Source organism: Aeromonas sp. SE22 (assembly GCF_038739755.1).
Taxonomy (GTDB): Bacteria; Pseudomonadota; Gammaproteobacteria; order Enterobacterales; family Aeromonadaceae; genus Aeromonas; species Aeromonas jandaei.
Genome location: NZ_JBCGFD010000002.1, coordinates 405,817 through 424,423, shown reverse-complemented (window position 1 = coordinate 424,423; position 18,607 = coordinate 405,817). Strand labels below are relative to the sequence as shown.

The 18,607-nt window shown below is 60.2% G+C and carries 17 protein-coding genes; 8 read left to right on the top strand and 9 right to left on the bottom strand.

The genetic code is table 11. From position 1 onward, the window contains the following. The first annotated feature begins 45 nt into the window (after positions 1-45). Complete coding sequence (locus AAHA39_RS05785) at positions 46-1,671, top strand: methyl-accepting chemotaxis protein (protein WP_320657282.1); 1,626 nt, start codon at positions 46-48, stop codon at positions 1,669-1,671. Between the two features lie 108 nt (positions 1,672-1,779). Here the strand turns inward: AAHA39_RS05785 and gshB are convergent, their stop codons facing one another. The 5 genes from gshB to metK form a co-directional block, all read right to left on the bottom strand. Further along, positions 1,780-2,733, bottom strand: a complete 954-nt coding sequence (gene gshB, locus AAHA39_RS05780) for a glutathione synthase (protein WP_320657283.1) — start codon at positions 2,731-2,733, stop codon at positions 1,780-1,782. A gap of 114 nt (positions 2,734-2,847) precedes the next feature. After that, on the bottom strand, positions 2,848-3,579 hold the full coding sequence (rsmE, locus tag AAHA39_RS05775; protein ID WP_005343824.1) for a 16S rRNA (uracil(1498)-N(3))-methyltransferase: 732 nt from the start codon (positions 3,577-3,579) through the stop codon (positions 2,848-2,850). Between the two features lie 119 nt (positions 3,580-3,698). Further along, on the bottom strand, positions 3,699-4,403 hold the full coding sequence (locus AAHA39_RS05770; protein WP_320657284.1) for an endonuclease: 705 nt from the start codon (positions 4,401-4,403) through the stop codon (positions 3,699-3,701). 73 nt (positions 4,404-4,476) lie between these two features. After that, positions 4,477-5,016, bottom strand: coding sequence for a SprT family zinc-dependent metalloprotease (locus AAHA39_RS05765; protein ID WP_320657285.1), 540 nt, complete (start codon positions 5,014-5,016; stop codon positions 4,477-4,479). A gap of 68 nt (positions 5,017-5,084) precedes the next feature. Next, on the bottom strand, positions 5,085-6,236 hold the full coding sequence (gene metK, locus AAHA39_RS05760; protein ID WP_342690004.1) for a methionine adenosyltransferase: 1,152 nt from the start codon (positions 6,234-6,236) through the stop codon (positions 5,085-5,087). A 350-nt stretch (positions 6,237-6,586) separates the two neighbouring features. Between metK and tkt the strand changes: the two genes are divergently transcribed. Together tkt and AAHA39_RS05750 are read left to right on the top strand one after the other, a co-directional pair. Further along, positions 6,587-8,578, top strand: coding sequence for a transketolase (gene tkt / locus AAHA39_RS05755; RefSeq protein ID WP_320657286.1), 1,992 nt, complete (start codon positions 6,587-6,589; stop codon positions 8,576-8,578). 113 nt (positions 8,579-8,691) lie between these two features. Further along, a complete protein-coding gene (locus AAHA39_RS05750) occupies positions 8,692-9,150 on the top strand; it encodes a hypothetical protein (protein ID WP_320657287.1) in 459 nt (152 codons plus the stop codon). 196 nt (positions 9,151-9,346) lie between these two features. Here AAHA39_RS05750 and AAHA39_RS05745 read toward each other — a convergent pair whose 3' ends face one another. Next, a complete protein-coding gene (locus AAHA39_RS05745) occupies positions 9,347-10,375 on the bottom strand; it encodes an NAD(P)H-quinone oxidoreductase (RefSeq protein ID WP_320657288.1) in 1,029 nt (342 codons plus the stop codon). Positions 10,376-10,509: 134 nt separating this feature from the next. On the opposite strand from AAHA39_RS05745, the gene AAHA39_RS05740 reads away from it, so the two are divergent. The 3 genes from AAHA39_RS05740 (at position 10,510) to AAHA39_RS05730 (ending at position 13,110) form a co-directional block, all read left to right on the top strand. Continuing rightward, the gene (locus tag AAHA39_RS05740; protein ID WP_320657289.1) at positions 10,510-11,382 is read left to right on the top strand and encodes a LysR family transcriptional regulator; all 873 of its coding nucleotides are present in this window, start codon (positions 10,510-10,512) and stop codon (positions 11,380-11,382) included. Between the two features lie 145 nt (positions 11,383-11,527). After that, positions 11,528-12,391 (top strand): glyoxalase III HchA, encoded by an 864-nt coding sequence (gene hchA, locus AAHA39_RS05735; RefSeq protein WP_320657290.1) that lies wholly within the window; start codon positions 11,528-11,530, stop codon positions 12,389-12,391. After that, complete coding sequence (locus tag AAHA39_RS05730; protein ID WP_139735691.1) at positions 12,388-13,110, top strand: PA1136 family autoinducer-binding transcriptional regulator; 723 nt, start codon at positions 12,388-12,390, stop codon at positions 13,108-13,110. Before hchA ends, AAHA39_RS05730 begins: the two co-directional genes overlap by 4 nt. Positions 13,111-13,182: 72 nt before the next feature. Here the strand turns inward: AAHA39_RS05730 and AAHA39_RS05725 are convergent, their stop codons facing one another. Continuing rightward, on the bottom strand, positions 13,183-14,448 hold the full coding sequence (locus tag AAHA39_RS05725) for a RidA family protein (RefSeq protein WP_320657291.1): 1,266 nt from the start codon (positions 14,446-14,448) through the stop codon (positions 13,183-13,185). Positions 14,449-14,636: 188 nt separating this feature from the next. Here AAHA39_RS05725 and AAHA39_RS05720 point away from each other — a divergent pair, with 188 nt between their 5' ends. Further along, positions 14,637-14,789, top strand: coding sequence for a hypothetical protein (locus AAHA39_RS05720; protein WP_320657292.1), 153 nt, complete (start codon positions 14,637-14,639; stop codon positions 14,787-14,789). A gap of 588 nt (positions 14,790-15,377) precedes the next feature. After that, on the top strand, positions 15,378-15,839 hold the full coding sequence (locus AAHA39_RS05715) for a GNAT family N-acetyltransferase (protein WP_033115814.1): 462 nt from the start codon (positions 15,378-15,380) through the stop codon (positions 15,837-15,839). Between the two features lie 81 nt (positions 15,840-15,920). Here AAHA39_RS05715 and AAHA39_RS05710 read toward each other — a convergent pair whose 3' ends face one another. Together AAHA39_RS05710 and AAHA39_RS05705 are read right to left on the bottom strand one after the other, a co-directional pair. Further along, positions 15,921-17,039 carry an anhydro-N-acetylmuramic acid kinase gene (locus tag AAHA39_RS05710; protein ID WP_320657293.1) on the bottom strand — a complete coding sequence of 373 codons (1,119 nt, stop codon included), beginning with the start codon at positions 17,037-17,039 and terminating at the stop codon, positions 15,921-15,923. A 124-nt stretch (positions 17,040-17,163) separates the two neighbouring features. Next, a complete protein-coding gene (locus AAHA39_RS05705) occupies positions 17,164-18,501 on the bottom strand; it encodes a peptidoglycan DD-metalloendopeptidase family protein (protein ID WP_320657294.1) in 1,338 nt (445 codons plus the stop codon). Between the last annotated feature and the right edge of the window lie 106 nt (positions 18,502-18,607).

Here is an 18,607-nt window from a genome sequence, read left to right as displayed (position 1 = left end):
GAAGGCGTGCCGGCCCGCCATTTATCCGGGTAGGGAGAGAAAACCATGGAAGGGATTTCAATCAGGCAGAAGTTGATTCTGGGTTGCGTGGTGCCTCTGCTGGCACTGTTGGCCTTGCTGGTGGGGGCAACCCAGGCGATGTCCCAGCTGATGGCAGGCATGAACGCCATGTATCAGGGGGAGGTGGTGCAACTGAAAGAGCTCAAGCACATTGCCGATCTCTACGCCGTCAACGTCATTGATGCCACCAACAAGGCCAATGTGGGCGGCTTTACGCCGGAGAAAGCGAAAGCGGCCATCACGCAGGCTCAGCACGATGTGACCCAGGGATGGCAGAATTACCGCAACATGGCGATGGGTCAGGGGGAGACGCAGGAGGCGGATCGGGTGCAGATGCTCTTCGCTGCGGCCGATCAGCAGATTGCCGCCGTATTGCAGGTGCTTGATGGCGGGCCGGACGAGGTACGCGCGAATCTTGGTGCCCGGATCATGCTCCTCTATGGTGCCATCGACCCCCTCAGCGATGCGGTCAGCACTCTGGTGCAGTATCAGCTGACCGCTGCCGAACAGAGCATGACCGAGCTGACCCAGCTCAAGGATCGCCTCTTCCAGCTCTTTCTCCTGCTGTTTCTGATCGGGGGCGGTTGCGTGCTCTTCTTCGGCATGTGGGCCGGCCGCAGCGTGAGTCAGCCGCTGGCGGCCATGAGTCAGGTGCTGCGCGGCATGCAGACCGAGCTCGATCTGAGCCAACAGGCGCCGGTATTGCGTAAGGACGAGATGGGGGCGCTGGCCCAATCGCTTAATCAGGTGATCAGCCACTTCCGCGGTTTGATTAACCAGATCAACGAGATGGCGGAGCACCTTGCCAAGGAGTCCGCTCGTCTTGCTCATATCGGCGTAGAAAGCCGCCAGCGCTTTGCCCAGCAGCAGGCCGAGACCGATCAGAGCGCGACGGCCATGAACCAGATGAGCGCGACCGTGGCCGAGGTGGCCAACAGCTCGTCCGGAGCGGCCGATGCGGCCAGGGTGGCCGACCAGAGTGCCCGTCACGGTCATGAGGTGGTGGAAGATGCCATCCAGCACATGTCCTCCCTCTCTTCCCATATCCAGAGTACGGCGGCGATGATCACCCAGCTGGCCGATGACAGCCGCGATATCAGCAGCGTGATGGATGCCATTCGCGGCATTGCCGAGCAGACCAACCTGTTGGCACTCAATGCTGCCATCGAAGCGGCTCGGGCAGGGGATCAGGGACGCGGTTTTGCGGTGGTGGCGGATGAGGTGCGTACACTCTCCCAGCGTACCCAGCGCTCGACCGAAGAGATTGGCAAGACCATCGTCAAGCTGCAGCAGGGGGCGAGCGAGGCCGCCAACAGCATGATGCACGGGCTGGAGCAGGTCGAGGAGTCCAATCGCACCGTGCTCGCTTGCGGCAAGGCGCTCGGCGAGATCGTCACCTCGGTGGAGATGATCAACGAGCTCAATACCCATATCGCCACCGCCGCCGAGGAGCAGAGCAAGGTGGCTGAAGATATCACCCGCAACGTAGTCAATATCGCCCAGATTGCGACCGAGTCGACGTCGGCTGCCTCCGAGATGAACCAGAGTTGTCACGAGCTGGAGCAGCTATCGAGCGATCTCAAGCTGAAGGTGGGGCAGTTCCGTTGTTAAGCCTTCATACCAATGAGCAAGGCATGAAATAGAAGAGGCGGCCCCGGGGCCGCCTCTTTGCATTAACACTCGCTCACTACATCGAGCAGTAATTTAACTGTGGCTGGCTCAGGCCTTGGCCAGCCGGCGCTCGATGGCATCCATCAGCATACCGGTAATGTGCACGTCGAAGGCTGCTTCAATCTCGCGAATGCAGGTCGGGCTGGTGACGTTAATCTCGGTCAGCCGATCGCCGATGATATCGAGGCCGACGAAGATGAGCCCTTTCTCTCTCAACGTCGGGCCCACTGCGCGGGCGATGGCCCAGTCGGCTTCGCTCAGGGGACGCGCTTCACCACGGCCACCGGCAGCCAGATTGCCACGGGTTTCGCCTTGCGCCGGAATACGGGCCAGACAGTAGGGAACCGGCTCGCCATCCACCACCAGTACCCGCTTGTCGCCATCCTTGATGGCGGGCAGATAGGTCTGCGCCATGCAGTACTGGCTGCCGTGGGCGGTCAGGGTTTCGATGATGACACCGACGTTGGCGTCATCTTCCTTCATGCGGAAGATAGAGGCGCCGCCCATGCCGTCCAGCGGCTTGAGGATCACGTCTTTGTGTTTCGCGTGGAAGGCGCGCAGCTTGTCGGCGCGGCGGGTCACCAGTGTGGTCGGGGTGTGCTCGGCAAACCAGGCGGTATAGAGCTTCTCGTTGGCGTCACGCAGGCTCTGCGGCTTGTTGACGATAAGGCAACCCTCATCCTCGGCCCGCTCCAGCATGTAGGTGGCGTAGATAAATTCGGTGTCGAACGGCGGATCCTTGCGCATCAGGATCACATCGAGGTTGGAGAGGGGCTGGTCCACCACCTCGCCCAGGGTGTACCAGTCGGCATAGTCATATTTGACAGTGAGCGGGCGCATGGTGCCAAAGGCGCGACCGGCTTCCATGTAGAGATCCTTCATCTCCAGATAGAAGAGCTCATAGCCGCGCTTTTGCGCCTCTTCGAGCATGGCAAAGCTGGAATCTTTCTTGATGTTGATGGCCGAGATGGGGTCCATCACGATGCCGAGTTTAATGGTCATCCGCTGTTCCTTCTTAATGGCTCGATAGGGTTGTAGGGTCGATTAGCGCAGCGTAATCGGCCGCTTGCGGCTGCGTCGATGCAGCCATGGGGCTGATTGATGCGGCCGATAGTATCAAGCGAGATCGCCAAAGCGGCACTGCAGCGCAGTGATCGCAGTCAGGGCGGCGGTTTCGGTGCGCAGCACCCGCGGCCCCAGCAGCATCTCTTTGAAATCTTCCTGCACGGTACGGGCGATCTCGTCGCTCGACAATCCCCCTTCCGGGCCAATCAGCAGGCGCACGCCATGCTCGGGAACGGGCAGGGTGTTGATGCTGTACTCGGCGCGCGGGTGCAGGTTGAGCTTGAGCTCCTTGGTCTCTTCCGCGAGCCAGGCGTCGAGCTCCATCGGCATGCGCACCTCGGGCACCACGTTGCGGCCGCACTGTTCGCAGGCGCTGATCACCACCTTCTGCCACTGTTCGCGTTTCTTCTCCAGCCGATCGGCCGGCAGCTTGACGCCGCAGCGCTCGGAGAAGAGTGGGGTGATGCAGGTGACGCCCAGCTCCACCGATTTCTGGATGGTGAAGTCCATCTTGTCGCCGCGGCTGATCACCTGACCCAAGTGGATGGCCAGCGGTGACTCCACTGATTGGACGTCGCAGCTGTCGATGGTCACTTCCACCGACTTCTTGCCGACGCTGGCGATGGTGGCGGGATATTGATTGCCATCGCCGTTGAACAGCTCGAGCTGCTGGCCCGGCTGCATGCGCAGTACCCGGCCGATATGGTTGGCGCCGTCTTCCGACAGGGCGATGGTCTGGCCAACTTGCAGGGTGGCCGGTTCATAGATACGTGGAATGCGCATGTCTGCTAGTCAGTCTCTTGCTTGGAAACCCTTCATATCCTGCGGCGAGCAAGGCTCACGCGGCAGAAGGAAAGAGTTTCATGATAGGAGGGGCGATCCCCCTCCTTGGTCAAATGGGGTTATTGGCACTGCTTTTCAATAAAGGGATTGGTATTGCCCTGCAGCTTGCCGATGCGGCGGTTGCGCTCGCACTCCCAGCCTTCTGCCGGGTACTGGCGATCCCAAGCTTCGAACAGTTTACGCTGTTGCGCTGCCAGACGCAGCCCATACTGCTCGCTCATGTAGAGGTAGGCGCGGGCGATCTGGCCCCGTACCGGCCCCTTGGGCGGCTGCACCCGACGCTCCTTGAAATCCACCAGCATCTGGCACTGGCCGTACTGATCCGGCTTGCCGTTCCAGTCGGAGAAGCGGAAGTTGGCGCGATCGCCGTTTACCTCGCCGATGGCGGGGAAGAGGTTGTGCATGTCCCCCTCCATCTTGTTGAACTCCGGGCTCACCTTCTCGCAGTTCTTGCGACCGCCATCCTGCCAGCACTGCAGCTGGTGGCCGAACTCCCAGGCGGGCACTACGTGCTCCCACTCGATGCGGGCGGCGCGTTTGGGCTGCTTGCGCGGCTCATAGCCGCAACTGGCGAGATCAGGGCTCATCTTTTTGCCCTGATAGTTGATGTCACAGCCGCAGTAGAAGGTGGTCGCGTCTGGCTGGCTGCGGTAGAGCTTGACCAGATCCTGCTTGGCTTCGCGAAAGGTCTGGGCGTGCAGAGGCGAGCTGAGCAGCGGTAAACCGGCCAGCAGGGTCAGGGCGAGGGAGGAGATGAAACGCATGGGATTCCTTGCAAACGGGATGATTGACGAACGATGGCAGGCACCCTATCACAAGAGCGCGACACCGGCTGGCTTACTGTTCGGGCTCCGGCCGTTCCCGCTCCAGCGGCTGCTTGCAGCGGCGGCAGTGGTAGCGGGCCTCTCCGCGCACCACCTTGTTGTGGCGGCGAATAGAGAGCTGATGCTGCTGGCAGAGGCAGCGATAGGGGATGGTGCGCTGGGCCAGAACCGCCAGGTCGAAGCTGTGGGTGGTTCTGGGCTCAAGGCCGAACACCTCCCGCATCACCGATTGCCACTGGCGGCCGTGAGGCAGCACCCGCGATCTGCCGCGACCTTCCCCCCACAGGGCATAGACCAGCAGATGGGCCACCTCGTGGGGCACTACCTCGGCCAGAAACGCCTGCTGGTTGGCCTGACAGAGGGCGGGATTGAAGCGCAGCTCCCAGGTTTGCAGCCGCGCCGATCCCGCCGCCCGACCGCGCATGTTGCAATGGACTTGCGGGCGGGGGAAGGTGCGGCCAAGGCGCGCTTCGGCCTGCACAAAGCAGGCGTCGACGCGTGCGAGCAGCTGCTGGTGCAGGGCGGGGTCGAGGCGGGTAGAGGTGGCAGACATCGGGTTCTCGTCAAATGGCGGATAAGCAAAAGGGGAGCCAGGCTCCCCTTTTATCACAACCGTGAACCTTACAGGCCAGCGGCAGAGCGCAGCAGCTCGGCCTTGTCGGTCTGCTCCCACGGGAACTCGTTGCGACCGAAGTGACCGTAGGCAGCGGTAGCCTGGTAGATCGGGCGCTTCAGATCCAGCATCTGGATCAGGCCATACGGACGCAGTTCGAAGTGCTCGCGTACCAGCTTGACCAGCAGCTCCTCGGCGACCTTGGCAGTACCGAAGGTCTCGACGCTGATGGAGGTCGGCTCGGCCACGCCGATGGCGTAGGAGATCTGGATTTCACAACGATCGGCCAGACCTGCGGCGACGATGTTTTTGGCAACGTAACGGGCGGCGTAGGCAGCGGAGCGGTCAACCTTGGACGGATCTTTACCGGAGAAGGCGCCACCACCGTGACGGGCCATGCCGCCGTAGGTGTCGACGATGATCTTGCGACCGGTCAGACCGCAGTCACCCATCGGGCCGCCGATAACGAAACGGCCGGTCGGGTTGATGAAGTATTTGGTGTCCTTGTTGACCCACTCGGCCGGCAGCACCGGCTTGATGATCTCTTCGCGTACCGCTTCAACCAGATCTTTGTGGCTGATGGATTCGGCGTGCTGGGTAGAGAGAACCACGGCATCCACACCGATGATCTTGCCTGCATCGTCGTAGGCGAAGGTCAGCTGGCTCTTGGCATCCGGACGCAGCCACGGCAGGGTGCCGTTCTTGCGCACTTCAGCCTGACGCTTCACCAGCAGGTGAGAGTAGGTGATGGGGGCCGGCATCAGCACGTCGGTTTCATTGGTGGCGTAGCCGAACATCAGGCCCTGGTCGCCAGCGCCCTGCTCCAGCGGATCGCTGCGGTCAACACCCTGGTTGATATCCGGGGACTGCTTGCCGATGGCGTTCAGCACGGCGCAGGAGTCGGCATCGAAGCCCATGTCGGAGTGGGTGTAGCCGATTTCACGCACGGTATCGCGCACGATCTGCTCGATGTCTACCCAGGCAGAGGTGGTTACTTCACCGGCCACCATGACCATACCGGTCTTGACCAGGGTCTCACAGGCAACACGTGCCTTGGTATCTTGCTTGAGGATGGCGTCCAGTACCGCATCGGAGATCTGGTCCGCAATCTTGTCGGGATGGCCTTCGGAGACCGACTCGGAAGTAAACAGCTTTGCCATGATTTTAATCTCAGCTTGTCTGGGTTATCGCCACGGCAATAACCGGATGAATAGGACGGTGTAGAGGTATCTACATCTGGACGTCTATTTTAGTTAGCGCCCCCCCCGATTGCCAGCACTATTTTGTCGCTGTGTCGCAAGAAGGCCACCATTGGCTCCTTACTATCCCCAAGGGGATGGAAATCAAACGTTTGCGGCTGTTCTGTTTGGTCAAACGCTGCCAAGAAAAGCGATTGTCCTCCCAAAGCGGCTTTATTCGTCCAGATAACATTTGCACGCCGCGCGCCCTGCTGGGACAATAACGCGCCTTACATCTTGGCCATCAAATGAAGCAATCGCAGGAGATACAGATGCCTTCTCGTAAAGAGCTTGCCAATGCCGTTCGCGCATTGAGTATGGATGCCGTTCAAAAAGCCAACTCCGGTCACCCGGGCGCCCCCATGGGAATGGCGGATATCGCCGAAGTATTGTGGCGCAGCCACCTCAGACATAACCCGAACAACCCCAAGTGGGCCGACCGCGACCGTTTCATCCTCTCCAACGGCCACGGCTCCATGCTGCTGTACTCCCTGCTGCACCTCTCCGGTTATGACCTCTCCATCGACGATCTGAAAAACTTCCGCCAGCTGCACTCTCGCACCCCGGGTCACCCGGAGTACGGTTACGCGCCGGGCGTTGAAACCACCACTGGCCCGCTGGGTCAGGGCATCACCAACGCCGTTGGTATGGCGATCGCCGAGAAGGCCATGGCTGACCAGTTCAATAAGCCGGGTCACGACATCGTTGACCACTACACCTACGCCTTCATGGGCGACGGCTGCCTGATGGAAGGTATCTCCCACGAGGCTTGCTCTCTGGCCGGTACCCTGCAACTGGGCAAACTGATCGCGTTCTGGGATGACAACGGCATCTCCATCGATGGTCACGTAGAAGGCTGGTTCACCGACGACACCGTCAAGCGCTTCGAAGCCTACGGCTGGCACGTTATCCCGGCTGTTGACGGCCACAACCCGGAAGCGATCAATGCTGCCATCGAAGCCGCCAAGGCCGAGACCGGCAAGCCGACCCTGATCTGCTGCCGTACCATCATCGGTTACGGCTCCCCGAACAAATCCGGTTCTCACGACTGCCACGGCTCACCGCTGGGCAACGACGAGATCGCCGCTGCTCGCGCGTTCCTGAAGTGGGACCACGCTCCGTTCGTTATCCCGGCCGACATCGCTGCCGAGTGGAACGGTCAGGAGAAGGGCGCCAAACTGGAAGCCGACTGGGCTGCCAAGTTCGCCGCCTATGAAGCCGCTCACCCGACTCTGGCTGCCGAATTCAAGCGCCGCACCGCAGGCGACTTGCCGGCCAACTGGGCTGCCGAATCCGCCAAGATCATCGAAACCCTGCAAGCCAACCCGGCCAAGATCGCAACCCGTAAAGCGTCCCAAAACGCACTGGAAGCGTTCGGCAAGCTGCTGCCGGAATTCATGGGTGGCTCCGCTGACCTGGCTCCGTCCAACCTGACCATGTGGTCCGGTTCCAAGTCCCTGACCAACGACGACGCCTCCGGCAACTACATCCACTACGGTGTCCGCGAGTTCGGCATGTCCGCCATCATGAACGGTATCGCCCTGCACGGTGGTTTCATCCCCTACGGCGCCACCTTCCTGATGTTCATGGAGTATGCCCGCAACGCACTGCGCATGGCCGCCCTGATGAAGCAGCGTTCCATCTTCGTTTACACCCACGACTCCATCGGTCTGGGTGAAGATGGCCCGACTCACCAGCCGGTTGAGCAGATCGCCTCCCTGCGTCTGACTCCGAACATGAGCACCTGGCGTCCGTGTGACCAGGTTGAATCTGCCATCGCCTGGAAACACGCCATCGAGCGTACCGACGGCCCGACCTCTCTGATCTTCTCTCGTCAGAACCTTGCCCAGATGGATCGTACTGCCCAGCAGCTGGCCGACACCGCCAAGGGTGGCTACGTGCTGAAGGATTGCGCCGGTACTCCGGAGCTGATCCTGATCGCCACCGGTTCCGAAGTGGAACTGGCCGTTGCCGCCTATGAGCAGCTGACTGCCAAGGGCCGTGCCGTGCGCGTGGTCTCGCTGCCGTCTACCGACGTGTTCGACGCCCAGTCTGCCGAGTACAAAGAGTCCGTCCTGCCGATGTCCGTCACCAAGCGTGTGGCCATCGAAGCGGGTATCGCCGACTACTGGTACAAGTACGTGGGCTTTGGCGGCAAGATCATCGGTATGACCACCTTCGGTGAGTCCGCACCGGCCGAGCTGCTGTTCAAGGAATTCGGCTTTACCGTGGAAAACGTGGTTGCGACCGCTGAATCCCTGTAATAGCTGACCATTGGGCCACTCTGGCCCAATAGCCGGAAAATAAAACGCCCTCCATCGCAAGATGGGGGGCGTTTTATTTTTGTTAAAAAGTATAAAATGAAGGAAATGACATTATGACAGCTAATGAAAAAATAGAATTGATCGCTATAAATATACGATATGCAATAGAAAAAACGCTTCGAGAACGCTTGCCAATTACTTTTCATGATTTCCCTTTTGGAGCTTGTGGAGATACAGCCCTAATTTTAGGTAGGCATTTGAAGGATTTAGGCTATGGTGGGTTTAAATATGTATTAGCTTGTCGAGGGGATAAAGAGGACGGCTCTTGGTGTTCTCATGTTTGGTTAGAACGTCAAGGGTTAATTGTTGATATTACAGCAGATCAGTTTTCAGATTTCTCACACAAGGTATTTGTTGGTATGGGATCTTCGTTTCATTCTACCTTTACGGTTGAGGATGTAAGTGATGCTGATTATGAAATATATGATTCTAATACATATGAAAAACTGATGAGTGCACATCAGGAAATTTTAAAACAACTTGATGAATGTGGTGATGGTGACAACATTTAGTAGATTAGTTAGGCGTAATTGAACATTCGCGTTCTTTAAGACGATGCCATAAAAATAATGCCTCACATGTTAAATAAAAAGAGACCGGCTCTCAGCTGGTCTCTTTTTATTTATCGCACCCCTTACGCCTGCGGCGGGGTACTTTCCGCGTTGGATATCACCGCATCCACCTAGGCCTGCTCCACTATGGGCTTTATCAATCTGACGACAACGGCTCCATGGTTAATACCAGCTTGCCGATATGACGGCCTGAATCAAGCAAATGGTGGGCGGCGGCGGCCTCATGCAGCGGGAAGGTCTGGTAAACCTGCGGTTTGACCTCACCGCGTTCGATAAATGGCCAGACATGAGTTTGCAGCTGGGCGATCAGATCGGCTTTTTCCTGCGGAGTACGCGAGCGCAGGGTAGAGCCGATATGGGTCAGCCGCTTTTGCAGCATGGGAAACAGATCCAGATTGGGGGCGGCGCCCGCAATTATGCCGATCTGGACTATGCGACCATTGATGGCAGCTGCAGCATAGTTGCGCGCGACATACTCCCCGCCAATGATATCGAGAATGATGTCGGCGCCATGGCCATCGGTGGCGGCATGCACGGCCTCGACAAAATCCTCCTCCTTGTAGAGCACGGCCACATCCGCGCCCAGCTTGATGCTGGCGGCCTGCTGCTCGGGTGAGCCGACCGTGGTGATGATTTTTGCGGCGCCAAATGCCTTGCCCAGCATGGTGGCGGTCGTGCCGATGCCGGAGGCGCCGCCATGGATCAAGATAATGTCCCCTTTTTTAAACTGACCCCGTTCAAACATATTTGACCAGACCGTCATAAAGGTTTCCGGCAGTGCCGCGGCTTCGACAAAGCTCAATCCGGGCGGCAGGGGCAGGACATTGCTCTGGTGGGCGACGCTGTACTCGGCATAGCCGCCACCCGAAATCAGCGCGGCGACCTTGTCGCCAACCTTGAGATGCTCCACCTGCTCCCCCTTGGCGACCACGACCCCGGCGACCTCCAGCCCGGGAATATCCGATGCCCCTGCCGGAGGCGGGTAGAGCCCCTTGCGCTGCATCACATCCGGTCCATTGATGCCGGTCGCATAGTGCCGGATCAAGACCTCATCGGGCTTGGGCGCTGGTGTGGCGCGGGTGGTCAGTTGCAAGACATCGGGGCCACCGGGCTGGGTAATCTCTACCGCGTTCATGGTGGCGGGAATGAAATGAGAATGAGACATCAGCTGCTCCTGTAACGAGGTGATATGAGGTTCCCCTAGTGGGATGAGCACCAAGATAGTGGAGATTGCTGATGAATAAACGCAGTATTATCCCTCACCTGTAATGCAAAAATGCATTTCAACCGGGAGTCGTGATGAACTGGGATGATGCGAAAATTTTTCTGGCGTTGCATCGGGAAGGTAGCCTGAGGGGCGCTGCCCGTGTGGTCGGGGTCGATCAGGCCACCATTGGCAGACGGATTGCCGCACTGGAGCATCGTCTGGCGGCCACGCTGTTTCTCCGTACATCCAAAGGGTATGTGCTGACTAATGTCGGAGAGATAGTGCTGGCCAGCGCCCAGCAGATGGAGCTGGCAGCTATTGATTTCGTGCGGGCGGCGCAAGGGGTCGACAACCGTCTGGTCGGGGAGGTCAGCGTGGCGACCACAGACACCCTGGGGATGGATTTTTTGATACCGGCCCTGACCGATCTGCATCAGCGTTATCCCGATATCAGGGTCATCCTCAATACCTCGACCCAGGTGGTCAATCTGTCTCTGCGGGAAGCGGATATCGCGATCCGGACGGTGAAGCCGGACAATCCCGACCTGATTATTCGCAAGCTGGCCTCCTGGCCGGTCGGGTTGTATGCCTCCACCGACTATCTGGCTCGCCATGGCATTCCCGAAGCGGGCACCGGTTTTGCGGGCCATTCGCTGGTGGTGTATGAGCCCCACTGGCAGAGCGCGCGCTCGCCCATGATGCTCGAAGAGGCGGCCGAGGGGGCCACGGTCGCCGCGGGGGTCAATACCAGCCTGATGCTGCGTCAGGCCCTGTTGATGGGGTTGGGGCTTGGCGAGGTGGCGGTTCCGCTCGCCGAGCAAGCCGGGTTGATGCGGGTCTGGCCCGAGCGGCAGTTACAGCAATCCTACGATGTGTGGCTGGTGACCCATCAGGATGTGCAACATGCTGCGCGGGTTAGGGCGGTCATGGATGCCATCGTCAGGGCATTTGCCGCAGTGGCCTAAGTCTGGCGGGCGCTCTGTTCAGGTTTTGTCGCAGCGCTGTCACATCCCTTGCCATAGTCATGGCGGTTGAGGGAAAACCCTCATTTACTTGGTCTCTGACAGTCAATACTGTGAGACCGAGTCCACCACTACTGGAGCCTGACCCATGACCGATATGCTTGTTGACGATAAACAACCGACCCCGGATCCGGCAGAGCAGAATGCTTTCTTCCCGTCGCCCTACTCCCTGAGCCAGTTCACCTCGCGCAAATCTGACCTTGCCGGGGCTGACTATCCCGCTCCCTATCGGGAGGGGCGCTGGAAGATCCTGCTGATCGGGGCCGATGAGCGCTATCTGCCCACCGACAACGGCACCCTGTTTTCTACCGGTAACCATCCGGTCGAAACCCTGCTGCCCATGTATCACCTCGACAAGGCGGGCTTTGCCTTTGATGTGGCTACCCTTTCCGGCAATTCGGTCAAGTTCGAGTGGTGGGCCATGCCCGGCGAAGATGAAGAGGTGCTGGGGCTCTATGCCAAATATCAGGCGCAGTTCCGCCAACCGGCCAAGCTGGCCGATCTGCTGAAAGAGGCGCTGGCCGCCGACTCGGATTATATCGGCGTCTTTATTCCCGGCGGGCACGGCGCCCTGATGGGGCTGCCGGAGAGTGCCGAGGTGAAAGCGCTGCTGGAGTGGGCGATGGCCAACGATCGCTTCATCATCTCCCTCTGTCACGGGCCTGCTGCGCTGCTGGCGGTGGCCAATCCAGAGACCTTCGCGGGCTACAAGGTCTGCGCTTTCCCCGACGAGCTGGATGCCCAGACCCCGGCAATTGGCTATATGCCGGGCCACCTCACCTGGAAGTTTGGCGAGAAGCTCAAAGAGATTGGCTTTGAGATCGTCAACAACGGCATCTCGGGGGAGGTGTGCCGGGATCGCAATCTGCTGACCGGTGACAGCCCGCTGGCGGGCAATAACCTCGGCAAGCTGGCCGCCACCACCTTGCTGGAGGCGGTTGCCAAGCGATGAGGTTGTCGTCATCGCCAGCGAATGCGTTGCAGGTCGCGGTGGCGCTGGAAGGGTGCCAGCGGCTGGAGGAGATCCAGCAACTGGTGCGCGCCTTTGCCACTCCGCTGGGGTATCACCGCTTTGCGCTTTTCTCCATCAGCGCCAGCGAGGAGGGGGTGGTCGAGCATCTCTACTGGCTGGAGGGGGAGTGGCTGGAGAGCGGTGAGGTGGTCGACCTGCATGCCTATATGCGCGAGTGCCCGATGGCGATGCATATCAGGGAGCGAGACCAGCCCTTCTTCTGGAGCAAAACGGTTGGTGCCGTTGGTGAGCAGTACCGTATCGTTCGCCAGCCTGAGGGGCCGGGCCGACATGGCTTGCAGGTACCCGTCTATGGGCCGCTGGGGCTGGAAGGGGCGATGAGCTTTGGCGGCGATCAGATCGATGCCAGTGCCCACACTCGGGTTGGCCTTGCGCTGATCGCGGCAGCGGCTTTTCATGCAGCCCGTCGCCTGATGGAGATGCCGGTAGCGGGTCACGAGCGTGGCCTCACTGGGCGTGAGCGCGAAGTGCTGGAGTGGGTCTCCCGGGGTTGGCGCCATGCCGATATCGCCACCACCCTGAAGCTCTCGGTGCGCACGGTCGAGAACCATCTGCGCAGTGCCCGCCGTCGACTGGGGGTGGCCACCACCGCGGAGGCGGTCAGAGTGGCGATCAGGAACCGCGATATCGAGGGCTGAGGGGCCATCCCTTTGTCTGGCATGTAAAAAGAGACCGGCATATAGCCGGTCTCTTTGTTATTTCCGCAAACCTTACGCCTGCGGCGGGGTACTTTCGGCGTTGGACATCACCGCATCCATCTGGATTCGCGCGCCGGCGGGCAGTTCGCGCACCGCGATCACGGTGCGGGCCGGCAGGTAGGCCGGGAAGTATTTGGTATAGATGGCATCCACCTCGGCCAGATCCGCGATATCGGCGAGCTGGATATTGACCTTGACGATATCGTCCATCACATGGCCGATGCTCTCCACAATCGCCTTGATATGGCTGAGACACTGGGCGGTCTGCTCCCGCACGCAACCAGTCAGGATCTTGCCGGTGGCCAGATCAACCGGCAGCTGACCGGCGATATGGTTGTAGTGGGAGAAGGCGACGGTCTGGGTATGCAGCGGGCTGCGCGGTGCCTTGTCGGTATTGCGCGGGCGGATCACCAGATTGTGTCTGTCTTCCACCAGTTGTGGCGGGGTGCCGTCACCGTGGGAGATGACCGCATCCATCTGCACCAGCGCACCCATGGGCAGGGCGGAGGCGGCAATCACGCTGCGGGCCGGCATATAGGCGGCGGCGCGGGCAATGGCGGAGTCGGGGAAGAAGGTGGTGTAGACCTCGTTGACGGCATCCAGATCGGCCAGATTGGTCAGGTAGACGGTCACCTTGACGATATCGTCGAAGGGCACGTCGATCCCCTCCAGCACCGCCTTGATATTGTGCAGACATTGGGCCGCCTGCTCGCGAAGGCCGCCGCCAATCAGGGCGCCGGATGCGGGCTCAACCGGCAGCTGGGCGCCGATATTGTTGTAGTGGGAGAAGGCGACTGTCTGGGTGGAGAGCGAGTCCTGCGGCGCACGGGCGCTGTTGCGGGCGAGCTTCACCAGCGGGCACGGAGCTTGCGGGAAGGTGCCTTCGCCGTTGGAGATGAGCGCATCCATCTGCACTTTGGCGTGCAGCGGCAGACCCGCCACGGCCAGCACGGTGCGGGTCGGCAGGTTGCGGGGGAAGAACTCGCGATAGACCTCGTTGACTGCCTCGAGGTCGGCCATCTCTTGCAGGAAGAGGGTCACTTTCACCACGTCGTCCATCACATGGTCGATGCTCTCGACGATGGCCTTGATATTGGTGAGGCACTGTCTGGCCTGCGCCTTGATATCACCCTCGATCAGGGCGCCGTTTTTCGGGTCGACCGGCAGCTGGGCGGAGATATTGTTGTAGTGGGAAAAGGCCACGCTCTGGGTATAGGGGCCGATATGCTGCGGAGCATTGGGGGTATTGCGGGCCGACTTGATAATAGTGCCACTCATTGGGATACACCTCGTTGTAATCATCGTTATTGGGGTCAGGGGTTCCTCCCGCCAGCGACAAAAAATGTGGGCAGGGCGCGGCGATATAGCGCGCCCGGCAACCATTGCGACACCAGAGGGGGAGAGGGTTCAGACAAGCGCGATTCTATGAACCGCAAAATAGCGATGCAAACCGGGATCGCGTTTCTATGAGATGGCTCAACGCCCTGAAATATATCTCCGGTGCGGATCAATTCAGGGATGATAAGAAGCATCTGGCGGCCATCTTTAGCACCCTGCAGGGCGAGGCCCGCGCCAACGGTATTGGCGCCAGAAATATGGGTGGCTGGCACTCAGGATAATTGTCAATTATTCAGGCTTGCTGGCAGTGCATTCATTTTTTGCCGCATAAATATCTATTTTTGCTTTTTTATAAGCACTATCTGGCAGAGCGAAAATATGGTAGCCGCGGGATATTCAGGCCCCTGCAAAGATGTAACGGGAATATAATTCAGCGCTTTTGCATGGGGCCGGTGAAAAGGTTTTCTGAATATCCCATGGCACGCCGCTGCAAGGAGCCCAGCGCATCAGCCGTATGCCATGAATTTTCAGCGGCGCCGAGCCGGGCAAACGGGCTCGTTCAGACTCCCTTCACCCCTGCATGTCAGGATCGGCCACCGGCCCTGACCGCGGTTTCCCGACCGGTTGCCGTCAGAGCCCCCCGCTATTTTTGCACCAGTGAAATGGTGTTTCTGTTCTTTGTTACTCAGGTGAAACAATTTGAGCCTGCCATCGGGCGCACAACCCTGTGTTGTTGTGGCAGGCGACCCCTCCGGTTTTGCCCGTGATGACGGTGCAAGCGTTATGACTGTGCCGCGTTATGACACTGCAAAGAGAGGAGAGGGCTTATTTAGCGCGGCCAGCGGGCCGGATACAACGGAAGGATGTAGATGATCAGGATCGAGAAGATCGACGCCTCGAATTGCTTCGAGGTGTGCGAGCTGACAACCAACAAGGACGGGGTGGGCACCCTGTTCGAGCAGTATCTCTGCTGCAATGCCATCTCGCTGGTGGAGGCGGCCTACTTCCCGGGCTTTGAGCCCAGAGCGATTTATCGCGGGGAGGAGCTGGTGGGCTTTGTCATGTACAAGGGGTGTGATGCGCCGGGCGACATGGTCGAGATCTTCCGCTTTATGCTGGATGCCCGCTTTATGGGGCAGGGGCTGGGGCGGCAGGTCTTTGGCGAGCTGCTGGCCCATTTTGGCCGCGAGGGGTATCGGGAGGTGCTGCTGATGATCGACGAGGATAACCGGATTGCCAAAGAGCTCTACGCCTCGTTCGGTTTTCGCTTTACCGGCAAGATCGAGAAGGATGAACACTACTACAGCCTCAATATCGAGGGGCTGCATTAACTGGCGCAGGTGAATCGAAGAGGGGGAACAAGCCTGCCAGCCGCGTGCTGACAGGCGATAGCAAGGTTGGATATGGGCCCGTCAGCCCGCCGGATAGAGGGCGCCGAGCACCGCCGGACGGCTGGCGCCGGTGACGGCGGGCAGGTTGCCGGGTTTGCGCTTGATAAAGCGCTCCGCCAGCCAGGCAAAGGCAGCCCCTTCCATCCAGTCGGGAGCAATCCCCAGCTCGGCGGTGTTGGCGATGCGCCAGCCGGGCAGCAGGCTGGCCAGCTCCGCCAGCAGCGGGGTGTTGTAGGCACCCCCGCCGCAGACAAAGAGCTCGGTCTTGGGCTGGCTGGCCCCGAACGCCTCGGGAGTCGCGGGCAGCTGGCGGGCGATGCTGTGGCAGGTGAGCGCCTGCAGGGTGCGCTGCACGTCCGCCGGAGCATAGGGGCGGCCAGCCAGCTCACCATCGAGCCACGCCAGGGTGAACATCTCCCGTCCGGTGCTCTTGGGATGGGAGGCGGCGAAGTAGGGGTGGGCCAAGAGCTGCTCCAGCAGCTCGGGAATGATCTGGCCACAGGCTGCCCACTGGCCGCCGGCATCATAACCGGCTCCCTTGGGGTGATGGCGGCGATACCAGCCGTCGAGCAGGGTGTTGGCCGGGCCGGTATCGAAGCCATAGACCCCGTTGGCATGACCCGGCAGTACCGAGATATTGGCGATGCCGCCGAGGTTCAGTACCACCCGCAGGGCGCCGGGGCGGGCAAAAAAGGCTTGATGGAAGGCGGGCACCAGCGGCGCTCCCTGACCGCCGAGGGCCATGTCCATGGTGCGAAAGTCGGCGATGACATCGATGCCGGTCAGCGCCGCCAGCAGGGCCGCGTTGCCAATCTGCAGGGTGAAGCCAAGCTGGGGGCGGTGGCGGATGGTCTGGCCGTGACTGCCAATGGCGCGAATATCGGCGGGCGTGAGGCCCGTCTTGGCCAGCAGGGCGTGGGTGGCGGCGGCAAATTCGCGCGCCACCAGATTGTCGGCCACCCCCATGCGATCGATCTCGTTGTCGCTTGGCGTGCAGAGCTCATGGAGCTCGTGGGCGGTGGGCCAGGGGTGGCTGAGGGCCGCCTCGACCCGCAGTTGATCCCCGTCGATCACCACCAGTACGGCGTCGATGCCGTCCATGCTGGTGCCTGACATCAATCCGATATAGCGTTCAGCCATTGGCTCTCCTCACTCGCTGGTCGGGATAGTCCGCTTCCCGACACCGATGCAACATGGCGCAGAGCCATGCGCAGGCAAAATAAAAAGGGCTGACGGGGCCGCTACCCCGCCAGCCCCGAAGGCTTTAGTTGCCGCGACTCTCTCGCTTGTTCTGGGCCAGCTGCAGCTCGGGGCTGTCGAGCTTGGCCAGTTGCGGTGTCGCCAGTTTTCTGAAGTTGGCCAGCTCGCGTCCGCTCAGGGACTCCGCCTGCGGCAGGTTGAGGGTGCGCGGGTTCTTGTGTACGCCGCCCACCACGAATTCATAGTGCAGATGAGGGCCGGTGACGCGACCGGTGCCCCCCAACAGGCCGATGGTCTGCCCCTGCTTGACCCGCTGCCCCTTGTTGACGGTGCGCTTGGAGAGGTGCAGGTACTTGGTCACATAGTTGCCGGCATGTTTGATAAAGACGTAGTTGCCGTTGAACTGGTTGTAGCCCGCCGCCACCACGTTGCCGGAGCCCGCCGCCATGATTGGGGTGCCCACCGGCGCCACATAGTCGATGCCGTTGTGGGGGCGGATCTTGCCGGTCACCGGATGGAGGCGGCGCGGGTTGAAGTTGGAGCTGATGTATTTGAAGTTGACCGGCGCGCGCAGGAAGCTCTTGCGCATCGCTTTGCCTTCCGGGGTGTAGTAGTTGCCATCTTCATTGAGCACGGCGCGGTAGGCGGTACCCTGGTTGACGAACTCGGCGGCCAGAATATCGCCGGAGGCTACCCGCTCGTCATCGCGGAACTTGTCTTCGTAGACCACCCGGAAGCTGTCGCCCGGTTGCAAGTCCTGAGCAAAGTCGATGTCCCAGCCGAAGATGGCGGCCAAGTCCATGATCTGATCCTCGGTCATGCCCGCCTCGACGGCGGAGCCCCAGAAGCTGGAGCGGATCTCCCCCTTGGTCACCTGTTCACGGGTGTCGAGGGCGATCTTGACGCTGCGGGCGACGAAGGTGTCATCCTTGCGGCTCACCTTGAGCGCCTGTTCGAGGCTGTGGGGGTAGTAGAGGCTGTGCAGCTGGCCATCTTCGGTCAGCTTGAAGGTGAGCTCCTGCCCCGGCTGCAACATGCGCAGCGGGTTGCTGTCATCGAGCTGGTCGATCAGGTGCAGATCCGTGGTGCTGAGCCCCAGACGCTGGAAGATCACCCCCATGTTGTCGCCGCGGCGCACCTTCACATGCTTAGTGACATAGCTCGGCTTGGGCGGGGTGGCCGGTTGCACGGCATCTGCGGTGATGTCGTCCTGGGGCAGATTGTCGTCGCTGTTCTCTTCCTGTTGCTGTCGCAGGGCAATCTCGTTGCCGTTTTCATCGACCCGGGTAGCGACCGCCTGTTCGCTGGGCCAGGCCGCCAGCATCATGATCATGATGCTCAAAATCAGCACCATCTTGCGGTGCCAGTGAGGGAGAGAGTTGAAGGCGTGCCAAATAACCATGAGATGCAGATGAAGTCGGGCAGAATGGACGGATTTTACAGCCTTTCCAATTGGCCCGCCATTCCAGTAATATGTTTGGCCCTGTGGAATCGTGATGGAGAGTCAA